Annotated in this window: 21 protein-coding genes; 9 read left to right on the top strand and 12 right to left on the bottom strand. The window is 27.8% G+C overall.

Going from position 1 to position 21,064, the window contains the following annotated elements:
- Positions 1-1,091 (bottom strand): Cj0814 family flagellar-dependent secreted protein (locus tag AVBRAN12654_RS08325; RefSeq protein WP_442862321.1); only part of this gene is annotated, 1,091 nt, incomplete at its 3' end.
- Positions 1,092-1,389: 298 nt separating this feature from the next.
- On the opposite strand from AVBRAN12654_RS08325, the gene AVBRAN12654_RS08320 reads away from it, so the two are divergent.
- Entirely contained in the window at positions 1,390-2,160 is a 771-nt protein-coding gene (locus AVBRAN12654_RS08320; RefSeq protein WP_214119677.1) for a MetQ/NlpA family ABC transporter substrate-binding protein, read from the top strand.
- Between the two features lie 9 nt (positions 2,161-2,169).
- Positions 2,170-2,928: a class I SAM-dependent methyltransferase gene (locus AVBRAN12654_RS08315; RefSeq protein WP_214118746.1), complete on the top strand. Its 759-nt coding sequence runs from the start codon at positions 2,170-2,172 to the stop codon at positions 2,926-2,928.
- 24 nt (positions 2,929-2,952) lie between these two features.
- Here AVBRAN12654_RS08315 and AVBRAN12654_RS08310 read toward each other — a convergent pair whose 3' ends face one another.
- Positions 2,953-5,991, bottom strand: a complete 3,039-nt coding sequence (locus tag AVBRAN12654_RS08310) for a hypothetical protein (protein WP_336614281.1) — start codon at positions 5,989-5,991, stop codon at positions 2,953-2,955.
- Positions 5,992-6,159: 168 nt separating this feature from the next.
- Between AVBRAN12654_RS08310 and AVBRAN12654_RS08305 the strand changes: the two genes are divergently transcribed.
- Positions 6,160-7,428, top strand: a complete 1,269-nt coding sequence (locus AVBRAN12654_RS08305; protein ID WP_214118752.1) for an MFS transporter — start codon at positions 6,160-6,162, stop codon at positions 7,426-7,428.
- A gap of 63 nt (positions 7,429-7,491) precedes the next feature.
- Here AVBRAN12654_RS08305 and AVBRAN12654_RS08300 read toward each other — a convergent pair whose 3' ends face one another.
- Genes AVBRAN12654_RS08300 through ureG form a run of 7 tightly spaced genes read right to left on the bottom strand, consistent with a single transcriptional unit; the run spans position 7,492 to position 12,364 of the window.
- Positions 7,492-8,190 (bottom strand): urease accessory protein UreF, encoded by a 699-nt coding sequence (locus AVBRAN12654_RS08300; RefSeq protein WP_214118754.1) that lies wholly within the window; start codon positions 8,188-8,190, stop codon positions 7,492-7,494.
- On the bottom strand, positions 8,190-8,630 hold the full coding sequence (locus AVBRAN12654_RS08295) for an urease accessory protein UreE (RefSeq protein WP_214118756.1): 441 nt from the start codon (positions 8,628-8,630) through the stop codon (positions 8,190-8,192). Before AVBRAN12654_RS08295 ends, AVBRAN12654_RS08300 begins: the two co-directional genes overlap by 1 nt.
- A gap of 8 nt (positions 8,631-8,638) precedes the next feature.
- On the bottom strand, positions 8,639-10,345 hold the full coding sequence (gene ureC / locus AVBRAN12654_RS08290; RefSeq protein ID WP_214118758.1) for an urease subunit alpha: 1,707 nt from the start codon (positions 10,343-10,345) through the stop codon (positions 8,639-8,641).
- Positions 10,346-10,354: 9 nt separating this feature from the next.
- Positions 10,355-10,666, bottom strand: a complete 312-nt coding sequence (gene ureB / locus AVBRAN12654_RS08285; RefSeq protein WP_214118760.1) for an urease subunit beta — start codon at positions 10,664-10,666, stop codon at positions 10,355-10,357.
- A gap of 9 nt (positions 10,667-10,675) precedes the next feature.
- Positions 10,676-10,978: an urease subunit gamma gene (locus tag AVBRAN12654_RS08280; RefSeq protein ID WP_214118762.1), complete on the bottom strand. Its 303-nt coding sequence runs from the start codon at positions 10,976-10,978 to the stop codon at positions 10,676-10,678.
- A gap of 43 nt (positions 10,979-11,021) precedes the next feature.
- Positions 11,022-11,756 carry an urease accessory protein UreD gene (locus AVBRAN12654_RS08275; RefSeq protein ID WP_336614280.1) on the bottom strand — a complete coding sequence of 245 codons (735 nt, stop codon included), beginning with the start codon at positions 11,754-11,756 and terminating at the stop codon, positions 11,022-11,024.
- Positions 11,753-12,364, bottom strand: a complete 612-nt coding sequence (gene ureG / locus AVBRAN12654_RS08270) for an urease accessory protein UreG (RefSeq protein ID WP_214118767.1) — start codon at positions 12,362-12,364, stop codon at positions 11,753-11,755. The genes AVBRAN12654_RS08275 and ureG overlap by 4 nt, the downstream gene beginning before the upstream one ends.
- Before the next feature lie 324 nt (positions 12,365-12,688).
- On the opposite strand from ureG, the gene AVBRAN12654_RS08265 reads away from it, so the two are divergent.
- Positions 12,689-13,756 (top strand): DMT family transporter, encoded by a 1,068-nt coding sequence (locus AVBRAN12654_RS08265; RefSeq protein WP_214118769.1) that lies wholly within the window; start codon positions 12,689-12,691, stop codon positions 13,754-13,756.
- Between the two features lie 30 nt (positions 13,757-13,786).
- Here AVBRAN12654_RS08265 and AVBRAN12654_RS08260 read toward each other — a convergent pair whose 3' ends face one another.
- Positions 13,787-14,266 carry a hypothetical protein gene (locus AVBRAN12654_RS08260; RefSeq protein WP_336614279.1) on the bottom strand — a complete coding sequence of 160 codons (480 nt, stop codon included), beginning with the start codon at positions 14,264-14,266 and terminating at the stop codon, positions 13,787-13,789.
- A 35-nt stretch (positions 14,267-14,301) separates the two neighbouring features.
- Here AVBRAN12654_RS08260 and AVBRAN12654_RS08255 point away from each other — a divergent pair, with 35 nt between their 5' ends.
- Positions 14,302-14,901: a YigZ family protein gene (locus AVBRAN12654_RS08255; protein ID WP_239803348.1), complete on the top strand. Its 600-nt coding sequence runs from the start codon at positions 14,302-14,304 to the stop codon at positions 14,899-14,901.
- Positions 14,902-14,910: 9 nt separating this feature from the next.
- Positions 14,911-15,282, top strand: coding sequence for a DUF4878 domain-containing protein (locus AVBRAN12654_RS08250; RefSeq protein ID WP_214118775.1), 372 nt, complete (start codon positions 14,911-14,913; stop codon positions 15,280-15,282).
- Between the two features lie 25 nt (positions 15,283-15,307).
- Here AVBRAN12654_RS08250 and AVBRAN12654_RS08245 read toward each other — a convergent pair whose 3' ends face one another.
- Positions 15,308-15,760 carry a Dps family protein gene (locus AVBRAN12654_RS08245; protein ID WP_336607639.1) on the bottom strand — a complete coding sequence of 151 codons (453 nt, stop codon included), beginning with the start codon at positions 15,758-15,760 and terminating at the stop codon, positions 15,308-15,310.
- Between the two features lie 166 nt (positions 15,761-15,926).
- Here AVBRAN12654_RS08245 and AVBRAN12654_RS08240 point away from each other — a divergent pair, with 166 nt between their 5' ends.
- A complete protein-coding gene (locus tag AVBRAN12654_RS08240; RefSeq protein ID WP_336612861.1) occupies positions 15,927-16,940 on the top strand; it encodes a hypothetical protein in 1,014 nt (337 codons plus the stop codon).
- Between the two features lie 44 nt (positions 16,941-16,984).
- Here AVBRAN12654_RS08240 and AVBRAN12654_RS08235 read toward each other — a convergent pair whose 3' ends face one another.
- Positions 16,985-18,343: an alanine/glycine:cation symporter family protein gene (locus tag AVBRAN12654_RS08235; protein ID WP_239803346.1), complete on the bottom strand. Its 1,359-nt coding sequence runs from the start codon at positions 18,341-18,343 to the stop codon at positions 16,985-16,987.
- A 585-nt stretch (positions 18,344-18,928) separates the two neighbouring features.
- Here AVBRAN12654_RS08235 and AVBRAN12654_RS08230 point away from each other — a divergent pair.
- The gene (locus AVBRAN12654_RS08230) at positions 18,929-19,513 is read left to right on the top strand and encodes a hypothetical protein (RefSeq protein ID WP_336614278.1); all 585 of its coding nucleotides are present in this window, start codon (positions 18,929-18,931) and stop codon (positions 19,511-19,513) included.
- A gap of 10 nt (positions 19,514-19,523) precedes the next feature.
- On the top strand, positions 19,524-20,033 hold the full coding sequence (locus tag AVBRAN12654_RS08225) for a hypothetical protein (protein WP_336614277.1): 510 nt from the start codon (positions 19,524-19,526) through the stop codon (positions 20,031-20,033).
- Positions 20,034-21,064 lie beyond the last annotated feature (1,031 nt).

Genomic DNA, 21,064 nt, shown 5'->3' with positions numbered 1-21,064 from the left:
TCCTTAGCATTAGCTCTAAAATCATTTGAATAATTATTGTTTAATAAAGCATCTACTGCTAGGCTCTGACTTAACTCTCTTACCTTTTCTTTTAATTTTTTCTCATCTTCAAACTTATCTAAATAATCTTGGATTTTTTCCTTGCTAAGTCCTGTTAATAATTCTAGTTTTGAAATATCTATGCCTTCATTTGGATTAAGCTTACTTAGTGCATCTTCTATAATCATTCTTTCTTTATATTCATCTTTAATCTTAGTTGCCCCACTATCGCTTACCTTAAGCCCTTGTGTGCCACCTAGAAAACTTACAAATAATCCTGCGTTAGAAATCTCACCATCTTTTATATAAGGACTTAAATCAAAATTAAGCTTTCTGCTATTATTTACGCTTAAATCATAATCAAACTTAAAGCCTATTTGTAAAGCATTTTCCTTATTCTCATAATACTTATTGCCAACATTTGCGTGTGAATAATCAAATGTATAGCCATTATTGATTTTAAGTCCAACCAAATCAACATAATTTGGCATATTAGCAATATCATCTTTGCTAAACTCGGCTACATTTCCTACAATTTGCTCGTATAATCTAAATTGGTGTTTGATAGTGTCTGCGTAATCAATATTTTCATAAATATTATTAAAAATCCCAACTTGTGGCATAGTCATTAGGTTATTTTGTCTTGAGATTTCTTTTAGTGTGCTTGAATGGATTTTAAAATCATTTGGCAAGCCTGCAGCTTTGTTAAAATCAGCTCCTAAAAAGCCACTACTATCAACGCTATAACCAAACTCGGTAGCATTGTAAATCTTAGCTTTTGTTAAATCTCCTTGCCAAGATATATTAGAATTTAGCTTAGTTAAATCATGAGTATTATCAAATACCTTAAATCTTGAATTATTAAACCTATCTATAAAGATATTTGAAGCGTCTATTATGTCTTTATCTAGCGAATACTTAGCTTGAGTTTCTAGCTTAGGATTTACCCTTGCAAATTCACTTGCAAAAATAGATGAAAATGATACACCTGCAGCCTTTTGAGCTTTTTGAAGTTTGGCTTCATCAAAAATTGAAATACTTTCTATTCTCATTTGCTCTCCTTTAAATATTTATTTAAAAAAGCAAAAATCATTCCTTAATATTTTGTTACTTTTTTACACAACTTATAAAAAATATAAGTATTTTTATTATTTTATTTAATATTTATAATTAAGATTAGCTTTAAAAAATTAAAAAGGATTATAAATGATGCAGATGCGTTAGCGTCTAGCTAAACTTTCTAGCTAGACGCAAAAATGAATAAAAAGCAAGCGTGGGCTAGAAAGAAAATGTAAAAACATTTTCTTTAATTGTTGTGCGGTAAGCACCTTAAAAATTAAAGGAAAACAAATGAAAAAATTATTAATATTTTTATGTTTATTAAGCTTAAATGCTGATGAAAAATTAATCAAAATCGGAGTAACTCCATATCCAACTGCTATGATTTTAGAAAATGTAAAAGACTTGGTTGAAAATCAAGGATACAAACTAGAAATCATAGAATTTGATAATTACATAGTCCCAAATTATGCTCTAAATGATAAAGAATTAGATGCGAATTTTACTCAAATTAGACAATTTTTAGAAAGCTTTAACGAAGAAAGAGGGACAAATCTAGTTAGTGCAGGAAAAATATTTCTAGGTCCAATGGCAGCGTATTCAAATACTATTAAAGATATTAAAGATTTGCCTAAAAATGCCTTAGTTTATATACCAAGCGACCCTATTAATGGTGCTAGAGCTTTAGATTTACTAGCCTTAAATAATATAATAAGCTTTAATGAAGATGCAAAATCTAGCACAAAATCAGTATTAGATATTAAAGATAATCCATTAAAACTTACAATAAAAGAAATAGAAGCTCCACAACTAACAAGAACACTTAATGAATGTGATTTGGCGATAATTAATACAAATTACGCCCTACTAGCAGGACTAAATCCTATTAAGGATTCTATATTGCACGAAAGTAGTGATAGTGATTATGCTAGCGTTTTAGCTGTTAGAGCCAATGATTTAAATAGCCCTAAAACTAAAGCTTTGCTTAAGGCTATGAGAAGTGAAAAAATGAGAGAGTTTTTAAATACTAAGTTTAAAGATATATTAATTCCAAGTTTTTAAGGAGAATTTATGCTAAAAGCAAACAATCTTTCTAAAATATCATTTAAAAATCTTTATATTGAGCAAAAGAATTTGAGTGATTTTAAGAGTAAGGACGCAAGTGAGTGGGATAAAAAAGCTCAAAGTTTTAATGATTACGCAAAACACGAAGCTTATGTGAGAGAATTTTTAAAGCAAGTTGATTTTAGTGGGTGTGATAGTTTGCTTGATTTTGCTTGTGGGAGTGCTTTTTTAGCTAAGCACTCTTTAATAAACAATATTACTTTATGTGATTTTTCTCCTAAAATGCTTGAGTTTGCTAAGATAAATTGCCCTAATGCAAGGATAATTCAAGGCTCTTATGATGATTTAGATGGTAGTTGGGATTTGGTTTTTGCTAGTAGGTGTTTAGATGTTAATGACCTAGCAAAAGCATTGCAAATTCTTTTAAACTGCACGAAAAAAAGGCTATATTTTACATATAAAATTGATAATTCTTACATACACGAAAAAATCATAAATGCCCTTGATTTAGACATAATTGCAACGCCTAATTATATTTACGCTGCAAATATTTTAAATGAGCTTGGGTATTTTTTCACTTTAAATAAAATCACTATAAAAAATCAAAATTATTATAAAACTTATGAAGATTTACAAAAAAGCGTTGAGTTTTCTTACAAAAAACTAAATGATATTCAAATTGAAAAACTAAAAAATCTATATGAAAACGATAAAGATTTAATCAAACAAGAATTAAGCTGGGCTTTATTTTGCGTAGAAAAATAAGCCCCATATTAAAGGGGCTTAATATTATTTAAACTCTATTGTAAAGGTATTTTTAGTATTTGAAAGATATTCAAATCCTGCTTTAGGAACAAATTTTATAGTATCTTTTGTGTATGAAGAATTTGAAATATTATGAAAACTATTATTAATAAATTGAGTGCTGTTATAGGTTGGTATAAAGTCAATTTTAGACAATAAATCATCTAAAATAATATTATCTTTAATAAAACTTAATTTCCCATCTACCTCATCATAATACCCAAAATCATAATCTTTTTTAAATTCTAAAGCTTGATTAGTAGTATTAATATCTTTAAACATTAAGCCTGTATAAGCTATATCATAAACATTATTATAAGTTATATTAAACTCATCTTTACCATCTACATAGACACTGATTGTAACCTTTTGTAAAGGTCTTGGCTTGTCCTTTTTGAAAGTAAATTGCGTAGTATTTTTATAGCTTACCTCATCTTGCGAGTATTCGTTTAGATTAGATAATCTTGTGTTTTCTCCTAAATTATTAAAAGCCAATTTAAATGCTTGATTTAAATCGTTTTTGCTAATATGTAAGGTTTTTAAATTGCCTTCATTTACTACTAAACCATTTAAATTGCCTACATCTATCATTAAATTTATATCATTTTTAAACTTTGTTGGAACAAATTTGTTATTAGAATTTGAACTTAACAAATAAAGATTATAAACCAAGCCCGCATTATCTCCTAACATAAGTTTATCATAAGCTATATTTTTAATACCTATTGAATTGTCTTGATTAAGTTTGCATTTTTGCATATCTTTTTTGCAAGTTATATATTCGTTTTTAATAGCCTTTGTTTGTGATAAAAACTCAATATTTAAGGCTTTTTTAATAGGTATAAAACAAGAAATTTTTCCATTTTTTAAAGTATTTGCACTATCTAAATCAAATTCATCTTGAATACAAATATCTAATTCTTGGTCGTGTTTTGTAAAATTAGTTTCTGCTAATTCTATTAAACCATCAGTAGCTAAAGGAAAATTAATATTTAAATCAAACTTACCATTATTTATAAAAGCTACTCCATATTTTTCTTTGTTTCTTACACGATTGTCGTTAGCAAAAATTGTAATTTTATTATTTTCATTATTTAATAAGGCAAATTTTTTAGTAGTATTATCATAACTAATCACTAAATTAGCTATTCCAATTGCTAGATTTGAATAATTTTTCAATTCTCTTGATACAAAACTATTTAAAGTATTTTGAAATGCTTCTTGATTTAACGATGAAATGCCTAAACTAAATTCTTTAGGTCTAATAGCAAAATCATTGCTAGCAAAAGTATAGTTATAATTATCATTTATCATTTGTTCGCATACTAATTCATTGTTTTGATTAGTCTTTTCAAAATACTGATTATATTTAATATTTGTTTGTTTGATTGCTTGATTTGTCTTTATCCTAAGGATTAATTCATCATTTAATAAATACTTACCAGCACACGCACCTTCAGTGATTTTATCTATTTTAGAATTTGCATTATAGACATTAAGAATTTCAAAATTAGAATTAGGCAAAAAGTCAATATAAACTCTACTAATATTTGAATAATTATTGCTAAGCCCTATGAAATATTCTTCATTTTCTAGCATAGTATTTACTAATTTTGCCTTTTTTGCATTAGAGTTTTTAGCATTATTTATAATTACTTTTTCATTATTATTGGTATATAAAGTATATATATTTTGATAATCATTTACTAAAGGAATGCCAACAGAACCTTTGATTATACTTTTACCACTTTCTTGAAATATAGGTCTTTCAAAACCCCTAATTCTTTCTGTGATTTCAATATTTTTTTGATTAATTAAACAATTGCCTAAATTAAAAACCAATTCTTTAGTATTTTCTACTAGATTTAATTGGCATTTTGATTGTTTGCTACCACTCATATAATATTTAGCGTCAGCTTCTCTTTTTAATAAAGCTTTATTTCTATCCTTTAAATAGATTTTTTCATTTTTAATTTCTAAATTACTAGCGTCTGGATAAAAACTTAGTTTTATTTCGCCTTTAGCTATCGCATTTAAAGCTCTTAAATTAATACTAAATTTAACTTCTTCTCCTGCGAATGTTGATTCATATATACCCTTTCTAACAAGAGAGCTTTTATGAATACTATAATTTGTAATCAAATCACTTGAATAATACTTACTATTTTGATGAGAATATTTAAAATTACTAGACCTAATTACATTCTTACCTAAATTACTTGTATCATAAGCAAAAATATCAAAAATATAGCACTTACCTTCGTTTTGTCTAGGTAAAGGATATGATGAGTATTCATTATATGCAGCTCTTAAATTCTTTAAAAATGCCTTTTCCTTAAAAATATCACTATAAAAAATATGAGAATTTTTAGCTTGCATATTTCTTATTTGCTTAAATCTGTCTTCCCAATCACTAGTCATATTAACACTTGGATTTGCTATTATGTAGTTATAAAAGTCGTTAATTAATTTATTATCTTCATTATTTGTAGTTTTTATAGGACTTTGGTCAATTAGATAATAAACAGCATCATTTAAAGTCTTTTTATATTCTATTTTAATTCTACCGGTAGTATCCACTGAATACAATTTATAAAGCTCTTCTATATATGTTTTAATATTATTTTTATTTTCTACTATAAATGAAAAACTATCTTGATTAGAATTAATTAAGCTCTTATAAGAATTATCATCAGCACTTGATGAATAAAATTCTAATGTATTTGGGTTTGCTTTAGCATTGATTATATCTAAATACCCCCCCCCGTTGAGCTTTTTATCGTTATTTAGACAATATACAATTTTATCATTTTTATTTTCTGTTTTTATTCCTAAGCTAGAACATAATTTTAAATAATCTCCTAAAAATCCATTATAACCATTAACATTACCTAAAGATGGATTTAATAAACAATCATTTATTTGTTTAGAATAATTTTTATCTTGATAAGCATATACAATACCGAACTTTAATTCATCTGCAAAAATTAGCAAATTAAATAAAAGTAATACAATAATTTTCAAATAAAGCTCCCAAGATATATAAAATTTTTCTTAGTTTAGCATAAATTTTTTGTAAATTATAAGAAAAATTTGAAGATTTTTAGAATTTAAAATATGAAAATTCTTCTAGTTAAATTGGCGGTAAATAAATTTAGGAGTAAAATAATCTTTTATCAAAAAGGATAGATTATGAATAAAAATACCTTGATTTTAAGTTTTATTATTGCTTCAAGATTTTTTGGGCTTTTTATTGTTTTACCTGTGATTAGCTTGTATTCGCATAAGTTAAACGGAGCTAATGATGTATTGGCTGGACTTATTGTTGGAATTTACGCAATTTTTCAAATGATTTTTAGTGTGCCTTTTGGAGCATTAAGTGATAAAATCGGTCGTAAAAAGACTATGCTTATGGGACTAATAATCTTTATAATAGGTTGTTTAATTTGTGCAAGTGCAAGTGATATTTATACAATGCTTGTTGGTAGGGTTTTACAAGGTATGGGAGCAATTGGCGGGGTTGCTACTGCTATGATTGCTGATTTAACTAGCGAAAAAGATAGAGCAAAAGCAATGGCGTTAATGGGTGGAGCTATTGGACTTAGCTTTGTTGTAGCTATTATTTTGGGTTCTGTTATTGCTAGTTTTTTAGGGCTTGGGGCTTTATTTTATATAAGTGCGATTTTAAGCGTTTTATGTATTGTATTATTAGCCTTTTTACCTAAAGAAAAAGAAATTATAAAACAAGAAAAAATACCTTTTAAAGAAGCATTCATAAGTGCTAATTTAAATAAACTTTATCTAACTTGCTTTTTACAAAAAATGCTAAGCTCAAGCACCTTTATGCTAATTCCTTTAGCTTATGTAAATATATTTCATAAAAATAGTGATAATTTATGGATTATTTATAGCGTAGCTATGTTTTTTGGCTTTTTGGCTATGGGAGTTGGTGGAGTTATTGGCGAGTCAAAAGGCAAAAGTAAGACTATATTATTAAGCGGAGTTGCATTATTTTTCCTATCATATTTAATATTTTTAAGCTCTAGTTATTATTTATTTTTCTTAGCTGTTGTTTTATATTTTATTGCATTTTGTCTGCACGAGCCTATTATGCAAAGCTCAATTTCTAAGATTTGCAAAGCTAGACAAAAAGGTTTAGTATTAGGATTTTCAAATTCTTGCGGATATTTTGGCTCGTTTTTAGGAGCATTTTTATGTGGGATTTTTATGCACGCTGATTTGGAAAATGAGTTTTTAATGCTGATTGCTTTTGTTTGTGCTATTTGGTTTTTTATCCTAAAAACTATGGATAATCCTAATGATTTTAAGACTTATAAATCTAATAAAGCTCCTTTAAAAGAAAGCGAATTTGTTATAGATATTAATAAAAAAGATGATATTTATTTAATCAAATATAATTCTAAGAAACTAAGCGAAGAAGAATTACAAAAATTATTTTAATAGATTAAAAAAGGTATAAATTATTAATTTATTACCTTTTTTATATTTTCAAATTCTAATGATTTAACTCATAAACAATCTAAAATCAAGTTTTTCGTGAGCTAACATTCCTAAATCTAATTCGTGATGAGTAGAAAACAAATGATATTTATTTAAATCATTTTCATCTAATAATTGCAAACTAAAAAATCCTTTTTCTATAAAACTTTTAGCAATTTGCATTGATTTATCAGCAGAGCGTTTAGCTAAATCTAAATTAATATGTAATAACTCGCTTGATTTTTTATAAGATAATGGTATAGCACGAGTTGCATTTTGAGTTAGTGTTTTTATACTTGAATATGCGTATTCAACAGCCATATTTTGCCCTAAAACACTAAAAGCAATAGCAGGATTGCAAAATTCATCATTCTCACAAGCCTTATAATACCAACTTGCATATTCATCGTGCATAAATTCTGTATTTTTTAAAGTAGCTCTTGCCATACTAATACCTGCAGCCTTGCATTCAGCACTAGCCATTGATGAATTAGCTACTTTTGCTAATTTTAATAAACTTAATTTTTTACCCTTTAAACCACAAGCAATAGCATAAATAGCACCATCGCTAGTAGCAAATACATCTAGCATATAACTTTCTAACCATTTTTGAAAGCTTGAAGCGTCTTTTACAACGCCCCAAGAAATATAGCTTTCTAAACCAAAACTATGCGAATAAGCACCATTTGCAAAGGCACTATCAAATAAAAACTGCCCTAACATTAGTGATGATGACTCGCGTGTTTTAAAGCATGACGCAAAACTTTTTGCGTTTTTTCATAGCTTACTTGATTTTCTTCTAGCCACTCAATTATTAAATAATCATCTTCAACTATCATAAAACCATCTTCAAAAACAGCAGGCATATGTCTATTGCCTATTGAATGAGCTACAAAACCCATTTGCATCATATCTTTTGGCTTAATCAAAATTACACTCTGTGGCAAACATTCTATTACAAAAACTCTCTTATCATCTTCGCCTAAAACATCGCCATTATGAAAATGACCATTATCTAGGCTTATGCCAATTTCTACTCCACTATCACTTGTTAAGCGAAGTATGTGTTTTAATCTATCATCAGGCGAAACTTTTACATTATCTATCATTTTGCCTTTAGTATCATAATCTTTTATATTGCCTAGTATGGTTTTTACTATCATTTTTTCTCCTAAAATAAATAATATCTTTGAGTTAGTGGTAATTCTGTAGCTGGTTCGCTATATGCAACTTCTCCATCAACCGTTACTACATAAGTTTGTGGGTCAACTTCAATTTTTGGAGTTGCGTTGTTTAATTTCATATCAGATTTTTTAGCACTTGCTGCACCTTGTATTGGTAATACTTGTTTTTTAATTCCGTATTCTTTAGCAACATTTGCATCTACTGCCATTTTACACATAAAACTATAGCAAGTTTCGTGTAATGCGACACCTAAAGCACCAAACATTTTTCTATGCATTACTGGTTGTGGAGTTGGAATTGATGCGTTGCTATCTCCCATTACTGAATGTAAGCAAAATCCACCTTTAATTATTAATTTAGGTTTAGTTCCAAATGATTTTGGATCCCATAATACTAAATCAGCGATTTTACCAACTTCAACACTACCTACATAAGTAGAAATTCCTGCTGCTATTGCTGGATTTATTGTATATTTTGCAATATATCTTTTAATACGCTCATTATCAGAATATTCACTATCATTACCTAATGCTCCACGCTGGATTTTCATCTTATGAGCTGTTTGCCAAGTTCTACTTACAACTTCACCAATTCTTCCCATAGCTTGAGAATCACTACTCATAATTGAGATTACACCCATATCGTGTAATACATCTTCAGCACCGATTGTTTCTTTTCTAATTCTACTATCAGCAAAAGCAACATCTTCTTTAACATTTTTGCTTAAGTGATGGCAAACCATTAACATATCTAAATGCTCTTCAATAGTATTAACCGTAAATGGCATTGTTGGGTTTGTTGAAGCTGGTAAAATATTTGGCTCGCCTGCTAATTTAATAATATCAGGAGCATGACCGCCACCAGCACCTTCTGTATGGAATGTATGAATAGTTCTACCATTAATTGCTGCTTTTGTATCTTCTACACAACCATATTCATTTAATGTATCTGTGTGAATACCTACTGATACATCAGCAATCTCTGCAGCTTTTAATGCGTTATCAATAGCACTTTTTGTAGTTCCCCAGTCTTCGTGAATTTTAAGTCCTGCTGCACCTGCACGAAGTTGTTCTAAATTCACTTCTACATTAGAACCATGACCTTTAGCATAAAGACCTATATTAATAGGTAAATCATCAGTGCCTTGAAGCATTCTTTTTATATTAAATATACCAGGGGTGCAAGTTGTAGCCTTAGAACCATCGTTTGGACCTGTTCCACCACCAAATAAAGTAGTAATACCATTGCTTAAAGCTTCATCAACTTGTTCAGGATTTATAAAATGTATATGAGTATCAATCCCACCTGCTGTAACTATAAGACCTTCTCCTGCAAGTGCTTCAGTGCCAACTCCAGTTACAAAGTCAATATCATCAGTAATATCAGGGTTTCCACCTTTACCAATTGCGTGGATTTTTCCATTTTTAATACCTATATCTGCTTTATAAATACCTGTATAATCAATTATAAGTGCATTTGTAATTACTAAATCAACTACATCTTTATCTAAAAATCTTGAGTTTTGACCCATACCATCACGAAGAGTTTTTCCACCACCGAATTTGCACTCTTCGCCGTATTTTGTATAGTCTTTTTCAACTCTAGCAAAAAGATTTGTATCAGCTAATCTTATACTATCACCAGTAGTTGGTCCAAAATGAGATGCGTATTCTGCTCTAGTTATTTTAAACATTATTGCTCCTTATTTATCTAATTTACCATTGATTTTGCAATTTTGTCCCCAAACTTCACGACTACCTGCTAAATCAATTAACTTAACACTTTTTTTCATACCTGGTTCAAAACGAACTGCAGTTCCACTAATAATATCTAAACGCTTTCCACGAGCTTTTTCTCTATCAAATTCTAAAAGTTTATTTGTTTCATAAAAATGATAATGAGAACCTACTTGAACTGGTCTATCTCCTGTATTTACAACTTCAATTTCTATACTTTCACGACCTTCGTTGCAAACTATATCACCTTGTGCATAAATTATTTCACCTAATTTCATAATTCCTCCTTAGTTAATTGGATTATGGATAGTTACTAATTTGGTTCCATCTTTGAAAGTAGCTTCAATTTGAACTTCATTTACTATATCAGCAACACCTTCCATAACTTGGTCTTTGCGTAAAACATTTTTACCTTCGTTCATAAGGTCGCTTACGCTCTTACCTGCTCTTGCACCTTCCATTACATAATCACTTATAATAGCAATTGCTTCAGGGCAATTTAACTTAAGACCATTGTCTAAACGCTTTCTAGCAACTACTGCTGCATAGCTTAATAAGAGTTTTTCTTGCTCTTTTTTTGTTAATGTCATAATTTCTCCTTTACAAAATTAGTTTTATAAAATTATTATATTTTTATTGTCTTGCTAAGATTAACTTCATACCTCCTTTATGCAAAAAATTGCTTTTAATATCATTAATATATTTCATAGCTAAATCATTATCATCTGATGAAATTCTAATAATATTAGTATTATTAATAATACTTGAATGAGCTTTTAAATTCTCATTATGAATTGTTTTAAATTCCACATCGCCTTTTATAATCAATGTATAAAAATAGTTATGATTATAAAGAGAATTTAAACTACTATTAGAGTTATAATAAAATATATCATTAATACTTAATTTATTATTGATAAATATTCTTAAAGATAATTTTGCTTTAAATTGCGAATTTGCATAGCCTAAAAATCCACCATCTAAATAAAATAATCTTGAATTATCATTCATAAAAATAGTAGTTTTGCTTGAAAAATTTGAATTCTGATAAAAAATATTAGCATCATTATGAAAAACTAAAATAGAATTATTATAAAGTTCTATATTTGTTTTTAAACTAGAAGTGCCTTTATATATTTTTTGATTTGATTGAGAACTTAAAGTAGCCTTAGAATTAACTAATTTAAAGCTTTGAGCGTAATTATCTTGATTTACAAAACCACCACCTAAAGTACTAAGATAAGCAAAAAAATCTTCATTTTCGCTATCTTCTCCAAATCTAGTTGGAACTTGAATTAACCTTTGCATACCTTGTTGGTAATGCTCTTTTAAATGGTTATTTTCAAGTGTTATTTTTAATAAGCTCACTCTAAGCCTTTAAGAAGACAATTTTTCTCAATCCAATTAATAACATCAGACAAACCCTCATCTTTTTTAAGATTTGTAAAGAAAAAGTCTTTATTTTTCCTAAAATGTAAAGTATCGCTTTTCATAATATCAAGATTTGCACCAACATAAGGAGCTAAATCGGTTTTGTTAATTATAAATAAATCAGATTTAATCATTCCAGCACCTGCTTTGCGTGGGATTTTTTCACCTTGTGCCACATCAATTACATAAATACTAAAATTAACTAAATCAGGACTAAAAGTAGCAGCTAAATTATCCCCACCACTTTCTAAAAAAAGTAAATCTAAATTAAATTTCTTTTGTAATTCATTTAATGCAGCTTCATTCATTGAAGCATCTTCTCTAATCGCAGTGTGCGGACACCCGCCAGTTTCTACACCTATAATTCTTTCTGGTGGTAAAACGCTGTTTTTCGCTAAAAATAAGGCATCTTCTTTTGTATAAATATCATTTGTTACAACACCTATTTCATAATCTTTACTCATAACTCTTACTAACCTTTCTATTAAAAGAGTTTTACCAGCTCCAACAGGACCACCTACACCTATAATGACAGGTTTTTTCATAACAATCCTTTAAAAAAAATTAATTGTGGCTTTTAGTTTAGTTTTATCAAGCTTAAAAATTGCTGAATTATTTAAAATTTAAAAAGTTTATATAATTTTATTATTAATTATTTATTTATAATAATTATATATTATTTAATTTTTATAAATAATTTTCATATTTTGTATAAATTTTGCATAAATTTAAATAAAAAAAAAAAAAAAACAATAAATTATTTATAAAGATTAAGATTATTTTAATTTTAATCAATCTACAATAGGAAAATGTATTTTTGTTTTACAAAAAGATAAAAATCATTTAAAAATAATTTTAAGGAGTAAATCATGAATAATGATTTAAGAGGAAATGCCACAGGTATGACCTATGTCATATTCTTAATCGGTATTTTATTTCTTTCTTTTACTGCACCTTGGCAAAAATTATCTAACTTTGACCCAGCTACAGGTGCTTTTATGCGTTGCTTGATAGGAACTATCTGCCTTATTCCTTTTGCAATTATGGAAGCTAAAAAAATCGGTAAACTTACCAAAAAAGGTGTATGGCTATCTATTTTAGCTGGACTTGTATTAGGGATTGACTTTACTGCGTGGAATTATTCAATATTCTTTGTAGGTTCAGGAATTGCTTCAATTCTTTTAAATATTCAGGTAATTATGTTACCAGCTCTAGCATTCATTACAGATAGAGAAAGAATTCCATTTAGCTATTATTTCATAGCACCTATAATGCTTGCTGGTGTTATTTTAGCTGGTGGTGCTTTAGAAAATGGTATAGTTGATCCAAATGGCCCTCAAGAAGTATTTGGTACTGGTATTATGGCAGTTGGAACAATTTGCGGTCTTACTTCAGGATTTTGCTATGGAATTTACTTATTCGCTAGCAGAAGAGCAGGAAGAATTGGAAACGGACAAGTTGTTCAACCTATCTTAATCTCAAGTGCTGCTCAACTTGTAGCTCCTGTTGTATGGGCGTTCTTAATCACAGGAAATGGTTTCATATTTGACCAAGGTGTTATGGTTGATACTGCTGCTGGTATTAAAGCAATGCACTTACCACAAGCTGCTATAGAAAGCGTTACAAGTCCATTTGGTAATGTGGCTTTAGGTGATCCTATCACTGGAATGAACTGGTTATGGATGATAGTTTTAGGAACTGCAGGTCAAGCTGCTGCTTGGACATTTGCTCAACATGGTTCAGTTAAACTAAACCCTACTTTAGGTGCTGGGTTATTAATCTTAAGTCCAATAGCTACTGTTGCTTTAATCGGACCTCTTATGTTTGGCGAAAGCTCATCATTATTACAAAAAGTTGGTGTTGTGATTGCACTTCTTGCTGTTGCTTACCAAAACGGCTTAATTACTGCTTTAATGAATAAAATTAGAGGCAAGTAAATATTTAATCTTCCTAAATTATTAGGAAGATTACTTACAATCTTTACTTATACTATTATCGTAACTACAAGCTATATTTATATAAGCTTTTTTATTTTCCCCGCTAAGCTCTTTTGATTCATCTAAAAATAATTTTGCACTAAAATATTTTATAGCGTTATTATTTATTATTGTATTAATCTTGCAACCATCATTTAATAATTCACATTTTGTATAAGCATAATTTCCTAAAGCACAAACCATAGGCTCATCATCATTACAAGCTCTTGCATAATATTCATAGGCTTTTTTGAAATTCTTTTGCTCTAATGCTTTTTTAGCAATTTTAGTATCATTTGAATTTGAATTAGAACTAGCTGCATTTAAGGCTGATTTACCAACACTATAAATAACTTTAATAGGAATTGTAATTGCAAAAACAACAACAGAAGTTGCGACAGAAGCCACACCACTTATTAAAGAACTACATCCTAAAAATATAAATAATATAAAACTAAAAATTATTTTCATATTAATCCTTTAATAAAAAACGCTAATATTAGCAAATGAAAGTTTTAAAATCACCTTGTTTTGATAGTTTTGAAGTAAAGGGTTCTAAATTCTTATGCTATTTTGAACCACTTAATATTAACGAAAATGTTCGCACTAGACAAGAAGAATTAAGAGCCGAGCATTTTAAATGCGTTCATGTAGTCTATGCTAGTAGAGTATTAAATGAATTTGGACAAATTGTAGAAAATCAAAGTGATGATGGAGAACCTAAAGGAAGTAGTGGAGCACCTGCTCTTAATGTATTAAGAGGAGCTAATATTGTAAATGCAGCTTGTTATATAGTAAGATATTTTGGTGGAACATTATTAGGAGTTGGCGGGCTTGTAAGAGCATATTCAAACGCAGTTAATTTAGGAATTTCAAAAGCTAATGAGCTAAATCTACTTTCTAACTATATAAAAAAAGAATCATATTATATAGAACTTGAATATAGCCAAATAAATAAATTAAGTTATATTTTAGATAAACTAAATATCGTTTATTCTAAAGATTTTGGAGCAAATGTTGTATTTTATTTAGAACTTAGCACAGATGAATTAGAAGAATTAGAAAAAGAATTGATAGATTTAAGATTAATTTTAAATAAATTATAAGGATATAAAATGAAAAAATATATGATGATTGTTAGCCTATTATTTTTAAGTGCTTGTAAAAACGAAGATATACAAAAAAGTGTCAAAAATTGCTTAAACGAACTTTCTAATCAACCAAGTGAAGCTGTTTTTGATAAATGTTTTTATTATGAAAATGAATTTCAAAGACAATTAAGTATTAATTTTGAAAATGTATTACCTAAATTATTTAATAATTATGGCGGAATTGCAGAAATTAAAGTAGATATATTAAATAGTTCTAATAATAGTGCTGAAGTGCAAATTATTACTAAATTTAATAATGGTTTTGTTAAAAATGAAAAAAGAAAAATGGTAAAAATTGATAATTTATGGAAAATGTCAGCAGATATTATAAAATAAAAGGCTTGATAATCAAGCCTTTAAATTATTTTACACAACAACTTGTTGCACCTGTATTTTTTAGCATCCAAATTGATTTTTCATAACTAGCAATTTGCTCTTGAGCATAAGCTGCAGTAGTTGTATCTCCTGCTTCTTCAGCAAATTTATTTAACTTTTTAAACTCAGCTAATAAGTATTCATAATCAGCTAATATAAGTCCAACTAATTCAGTAGCTTCAAAGCAAGTTTTATCAGTTCTTGGAGCTTTTGCAGTTTCCATTAACTCTTTTGGGCAAACTATAGCTTTATGTCCTAATTGTAATAATCTTTCAGCACAATCATCAAACATTTCAGCCATTTTTTCATATGCTTCTTCAGTATATGAATGAAGTGCAAAGAATTGTAATCCTTTTACATTCCAATGGTAGTTATGAAACTTTAAAAATAATGCGTGTGCATCAGCTTGTAATTGTAATAATTGTTTTTCTAATGACATTCTGTCTCCTTTAATTGAATTTGTATTGCATTATAACAAAAATAGATTAATTAATTTTTATTACTTAATAATTTTTATTATTTAAATTAAAAATATTTTTCATTTTCACTAGTATTATTTAACTATAAATTGATATTCTTAACAAATTTATAAAAAAAGGAGAAATATGAAAAAATCATTATTAGCACTTAGTGCAGTAGCTGTTATGTTTATTGGTTGTGGAAACAAAATCAGTGATGAGCAGGTTAAAAATTTTGAAACTTCATTAAATAATTCTATTAAAAACGAAATTGAAAAATTAAAAGTTCTAACTGCTATGTTTGAAATTCCATCTAATGTAAATATTAGTGATTACAAATGTGAAAATAAAGGTGATTATGCAGAATGTAAGAGCAAAGGTATTGATGTTATTATAAATAATCAAAAAGTTTTAAGTGTTGAAGAAATAAAAATTGAAACAAATGGATTTTATACTGGAGATAAAAAAGGAAGTGTTAGCATAAAAGAATTAGCAACTAATACTCCTAAAGAAAGTTTTTATAAAAGCGAAATAAAATCAATTAAACTAGGTGAAATAGCTGTAGGATTTGCTAGTATGTTGGCTATTTCTGATAATAAATTAGGAATACTTCCAGAACTAGCAAAAGATGAATATTCTATCAACACAATCACTAAAACAAAAGATATAGCAAATAATGGAAATGTTAAGGTTGAATTTAAATTAATCGGCAAACATAATAAAAATGAATTAGCTTTTGCAATAGATTTAGATGTATTAGATAAATTCTTTGAAATATGTGATAAATTAAATATTACTTATAATATTGATAATTATAAGATTGATAATGTAGATACACTTGATAAATACGATATGGATAATAAAGAATTTGCAGAATCTTTATTAATTAATTCAATTGAAAGCAAAATAAATATTAACAATAACTTAAAAGCTATCAAAGAATATGTAATGCAAAATATTGATAAAGTCCCTGAACAATTTAGACCAATTGTTGATAGTTTTTTTGCTAATACACCACACAAATTTGAGCAAAGTTTAAAAGTTAAAAACAAATATAATATGTTAAAAGCTATAGAAGAAAGTGAAAATCAATTACCTAAAGACTTTAACGATAATGTGGAAATAAAAATAAATGGTATGAATTTTACTCAAATAAAATAAAAAAATCCTATTTCAAATTCTAGAATTTGAAATAGGAATAAAACTTATTTTTTCTTACTTTCGTTAAATTTTAATAATTCTTTTTTAACTACTGGAGCTAATAAAAATAACGCTAAAACATTAGGTAATACCATTAAAGTATTACATAAATCAGAAATACTCCAAACCAAATCAAGCTTTAGCATAGCACCTATAAAAATACATAAAACAAACACTATTTTAAATATAGGTAAAGCTTTATTTGAGAATAAATATTGCACATTAATTTGAGCGAAATAATACCAGCCAATAATGGTTGTAAATGCAAAAAACACAAGACAAATTGCAAGTAATTTCACACCAATACTACCAAAAGCAATGCTAAATGCCGAAGTAGTTAGTTCAATACCGCTAAGACTTAAATCAGCTCCGCTAAGTAAGATTATAAGAGCAGTTGCTGTGCAAATAAATGCTGTATCAATAAATACTGCAAGCATTGCCACAAAACCTTGAGAAACAGAGTTTTTAGTAGTTGCACTTGCGTGTGCGTGTGGTGTACTTCCCATACCTGCTTCGTTTGCAAAAAGTCCCCTTGCAACCCCATATCTAATAGCTTCTTTAATACCAATTCCAACAGCTCCACCAGCTACTGCTTCAAGTCCGAAAGCTTGTTTAAAAATCATAGAAAATACATTGCCTATATTTTCGTGAAATGCTATTAAAATATAAACTGCAACCAAAACATAAAATATAGCCATAAAAGGCACTACAAGTTCGGCAAATCTAGCAATCCTTTTAACCCCGCCAATCACCACAAATCCTGCGATAATTGCAGTAATTGCTCCTGTGATTTTCAAATCCACTCCAAAAGCTTGATGAATTGCACCTGAAATAGAATTGCTTTGTGTCATTTGACCAGCACAACCAAGTGCAACAATAATTGCAATAGCGAAAAATCCAGCGAGTAAATTGCAAGTATTAGCACCTAATTTTTTCTTAAGACCAAGTTTTATATAAAACGCAGGACCTCCGATATAATGTCCGTGCTGCCATACTTTGTAGCGTTGTGCTAAAACACCTTCAGCTAAAATTGTAGCCATGCCCAAAAATGCACTAGCCCACATCCAAAATATAGCTCCTGCTCCACCTAAATTAATAGCAGTTGCAACGCCTATGATATTACCTGTTCCAACTTGTGCTGAAATTGAAATCATCATAGCTTGTAGGGCTGTTATTCCGGAATTTTTTTTCTTACCTTTTTTGAATAAATCTCCAAAACTTGCACTCAAGCCTTCTTTAAAATAGCGAAATTGCGGAAGACCTAGATAAATAGTGAAAATAAGACCTATTCCAACTAAGGCAAATACAAGAACATAAGCAACTAAAACTCCATTAATTTGCTCAATAAATTGATGAAAATCCATATGAAAACCTTGTTATAAATTAAAAAGTTTTAAGTCTAACAAAAAAAGTAAAAATTTTGCTTAAATTAATATTCTTTTGCAATCTAATTTAATAAATTTAAGCAATAAATACTACTAATTATAAAATATTAATAAAATAACGTTATTAAAATAAATAAAATAATTAAATTGTGTTTTCATTAATTTAAAAATTAAATTGTAAAAACATTATTTAAAAAATTCTTTAAATACGCCAATATCTTGGCAAAATAAAAATTAATTCAAATTCCTTAAAAATATAAATATTAAAATATAGCTTTTATATAGACTATAAAATCAATTTTATCAATATAATTTATTTGTAGTATAAATAAAATATTTTAAATTAAATAATTTTTTAATTAATAAGCAATAAAAATGAGTAGCTAAGCTAGAGCATTATTAAAAACTCTAAAATACTTAGAATATATGCAAATTAGATTTTAAATTGCAAACCTAATTCTACTACAACCTTTCAAATTATAAAAAATAAATTCAAATACAAATTAAGTAAAGATTAAGAATGGTGGGGGGGGGTATTATACTGATTTTAAATAAAGGATTTTCATGTGCGATATATCAAAAAAGATTTATGACAAAATCACAACAGATGGCTTATATACTTATAACAAAACGGATTTATATGATTATATTATATATCTACTAGATAAAGAAAAAAGATTGTTAGATAAATCAAACGATGAGCTATCAAGACTTTTGAAGATAAGCCCTAGCAAAGTAAGTGCCTTAAGAGCAAACATAAGCGTAAAGTTTATGAACGATAGTGAGTATGAAAGCTTATTTATAGACTTTTTATCTCAAATCTCAAATAGTAAAAATATAAAAGAAGATGAAACTCACTATATATTTACCATAGAAGATAAAGCTATAAGAAACTTCATAGAAGCAAAACTAAAAAAGCAATGTGATAATACAGCTGATTATACGCTAAACAAAGAAAAAATAAAAATCTTAAAAAGTGATTTTATAACACTTTTACAAAAGGTGAGCGATGATGATTTAAACACAAAAAAACTAATCAAACAGCTAGAAGCTAAAAATTCTTTAGATAAAGCTTTAGGCGTTATAGCTGAACTAATCCCAGCCTTTAAAAAGGCTAAAAATATTTATGAAATTATAGAAAATCATTAAGGAGATTTAAATGAAATTAAACAAACTATTAGTATATATAACAATAATGCTTATGACTAGCACAGCAGCGATGGCAAACAAAGCACCGTTTAAATTGCAAAGCTATAACCTTAACTACTCAAACAACAAAACACTCAGAATAACCTTTTTGGACAATGTAACCCTATGGAAAATTAGACTCAATAGGGGTAATTGTGAGATTGAAGATGGTTACTATGGAAGTCAAGCACTTTATCAACACAATATGGCTCTTAACTTAGATAGACTAAAAAAAGGATATAAAGTAGTCGCAAAATGGATGCTTCCAGGTATGCTCACTCGTGAATATTTTGAATTTCGATTAAATAAAACCCAAAGAACAATTCTTCAAGTATTTAATCAAATTACAGGGGTTTGGGAAGACACAGCTGATTTTCACAAAAGATTTGGCGATGTGATAGACCTTTCAACTAATTGTCATGATATATTAGAAATAGAACTAACCACGGATAAAACAACTTGGACAATTTCTAAGAATTAACCACATTGATGACAAATATGCAAACAAACGAAATTTAGTTTTAGCTTACTAAATTTCGTTTGTTTGACACCCCCACCCCCCCCCCACACATACAACCCACAATAAACCAAATTAATCTCAAATAAATATAACCATTCAAACATAAAAAGCTTTCAAACACCGCTAAACAAACAAAATTAATAAACTAAAAATCAAAGCAAAGCCCAAAAAAATAATAAAATTAAAAACAAGATAGAACTTAAGCTTATAACAAACCAAAAACAAACTCTCAATAAAGCCTAAAATCTTTTCAAAGGTGGCTAATAACGCCTAATCAACTTTTAAAACTTTTTCAAAGGCAATTGGTTTTCAAAGCATTTTTAAAAATAGACAAACTTAAAAAACCCAACCTAAACGCCAAATACCCCACCTCATTTATAGTTCTAGTCTAACTAGCTTTTACAAAGCTAAACAAATGAAATTAACAAGCTAAGACAAACTCTGTGTGGTTTATTTTATGATAAACTTCGTTAGACCAACTAGATTATAGTTTAATATATGGGGTGACTACATCACTTTGGGACACTTTTTAAAGCTAATTTTCATTTGTTTGATAAAATTTTAATTCAATAATAATTTAATGTTAAATAAGCATAAATAAGCTACAAAGCAATTGTTTTACAGTTACTTTATGATACATTTATCTTATAGATGTTTTAAACAACTTTAAAACAATTCAACTATATAAAACCATTAAGTTATTAAAGTGGCTACAAAGCAATTATAGTTATAAAATAATTATAGTTATAAATTGATTTAATTTTAAATAATAAGTAGTAGTTTAAATAGCAATAACAACAGTTATAAAGCAATTATAAATATATTTAATTATGATTATACTATTCCAATTACTATTAGTAGCTATATAACACAATATTTATAAAGCAATAACGGTAACAATAATTTATAAAGTAATAACAAATATATTCAATTACGATTGATAGTTAAAAATAATTAGTAGTAATAAAGTTAAAAGTTAGTAGTAGTTTAAA

Source organism: Campylobacter sp. RM12654, assembly GCF_020137585.1.
GTDB lineage: Bacteria > Campylobacterota > Campylobacteria > Campylobacterales > Campylobacteraceae > Campylobacter_E.
The sequence above is the reverse complement of the archived record's forward strand: the minus strand, read 5'-3'. Positions and strand labels throughout refer to the sequence as shown.

Coding starts and splice junctions, on each gene's coding strand:
- AVBRAN12654_RS08265 (WP_214118769.1), top strand. CDS start 12,689: ATGAATAATGATTTAAGAGGAAATGCCACAGGTATGACCTATGTCATA.
- AVBRAN12654_RS08280 (WP_214118762.1), bottom strand. CDS start 10,978: ATGACATTAACAAAAAAAGAGCAAGAAAAACTCTTATTAAGCTATGCA.
- AVBRAN12654_RS08240 (WP_336612861.1), top strand. CDS start 15,927: ATGAAAAAATCATTATTAGCACTTAGTGCAGTAGCTGTTATGTTTATT.
- AVBRAN12654_RS08235 (WP_239803346.1), bottom strand. CDS start 18,343: ATGGATTTTCATCAATTTATTGAGCAAATTAATGGAGTTTTAGTTGCT.
- AVBRAN12654_RS08320 (WP_214119677.1), top strand. CDS start 1,390: ATGAAAAAATTATTAATATTTTTATGTTTATTAAGCTTAAATGCTGAT.
- AVBRAN12654_RS08295 (WP_214118756.1), bottom strand. CDS start 8,630: ATGATAGTAAAAACCATACTAGGCAATATAAAAGATTATGATACTAAA.
- AVBRAN12654_RS08305 (WP_214118752.1), top strand. CDS start 6,160: ATGAATAAAAATACCTTGATTTTAAGTTTTATTATTGCTTCAAGATTT.
- ureB (WP_214118760.1), bottom strand. CDS start 10,666: ATGAAATTAGGTGAAATAATTTATGCACAAGGTGATATAGTTTGCAAC.
- AVBRAN12654_RS08300 (WP_214118754.1), bottom strand. CDS start 8,190: ATGTTAGGGCAGTTTTTATTTGATAGTGCCTTTGCAAATGGTGCTTAT.
- AVBRAN12654_RS08245 (WP_336607639.1), bottom strand. CDS start 15,760: ATGTCATTAGAAAAACAATTATTACAATTACAAGCTGATGCACACGCA.
- ureG (WP_214118767.1), bottom strand. CDS start 12,364: ATGAAAAAACCTGTCATTATAGGTGTAGGTGGTCCTGTTGGAGCTGGT.
- AVBRAN12654_RS08255 (WP_239803348.1), top strand. CDS start 14,302: ATGAAAGTTTTAAAATCACCTTGTTTTGATAGTTTTGAAGTAAAGGGT.
- AVBRAN12654_RS08225 (WP_336614277.1), top strand. CDS start 19,524: ATGAAATTAAACAAACTATTAGTATATATAACAATAATGCTTATGACT.
- AVBRAN12654_RS08315 (WP_214118746.1), top strand. CDS start 2,170: ATGCTAAAAGCAAACAATCTTTCTAAAATATCATTTAAAAATCTTTAT.
- AVBRAN12654_RS08250 (WP_214118775.1), top strand. CDS start 14,911: ATGAAAAAATATATGATGATTGTTAGCCTATTATTTTTAAGTGCTTGT.
- AVBRAN12654_RS08260 (WP_336614279.1), bottom strand. CDS start 14,266: ATGAAAATAATTTTTAGTTTTATATTATTTATATTTTTAGGATGTAGT.
- ureC (WP_214118758.1), bottom strand. CDS start 10,345: ATGTTTAAAATAACTAGAGCAGAATACGCATCTCATTTTGGACCAACT.
- AVBRAN12654_RS08230 (WP_336614278.1), top strand. CDS start 18,929: ATGTGCGATATATCAAAAAAGATTTATGACAAAATCACAACAGATGGC.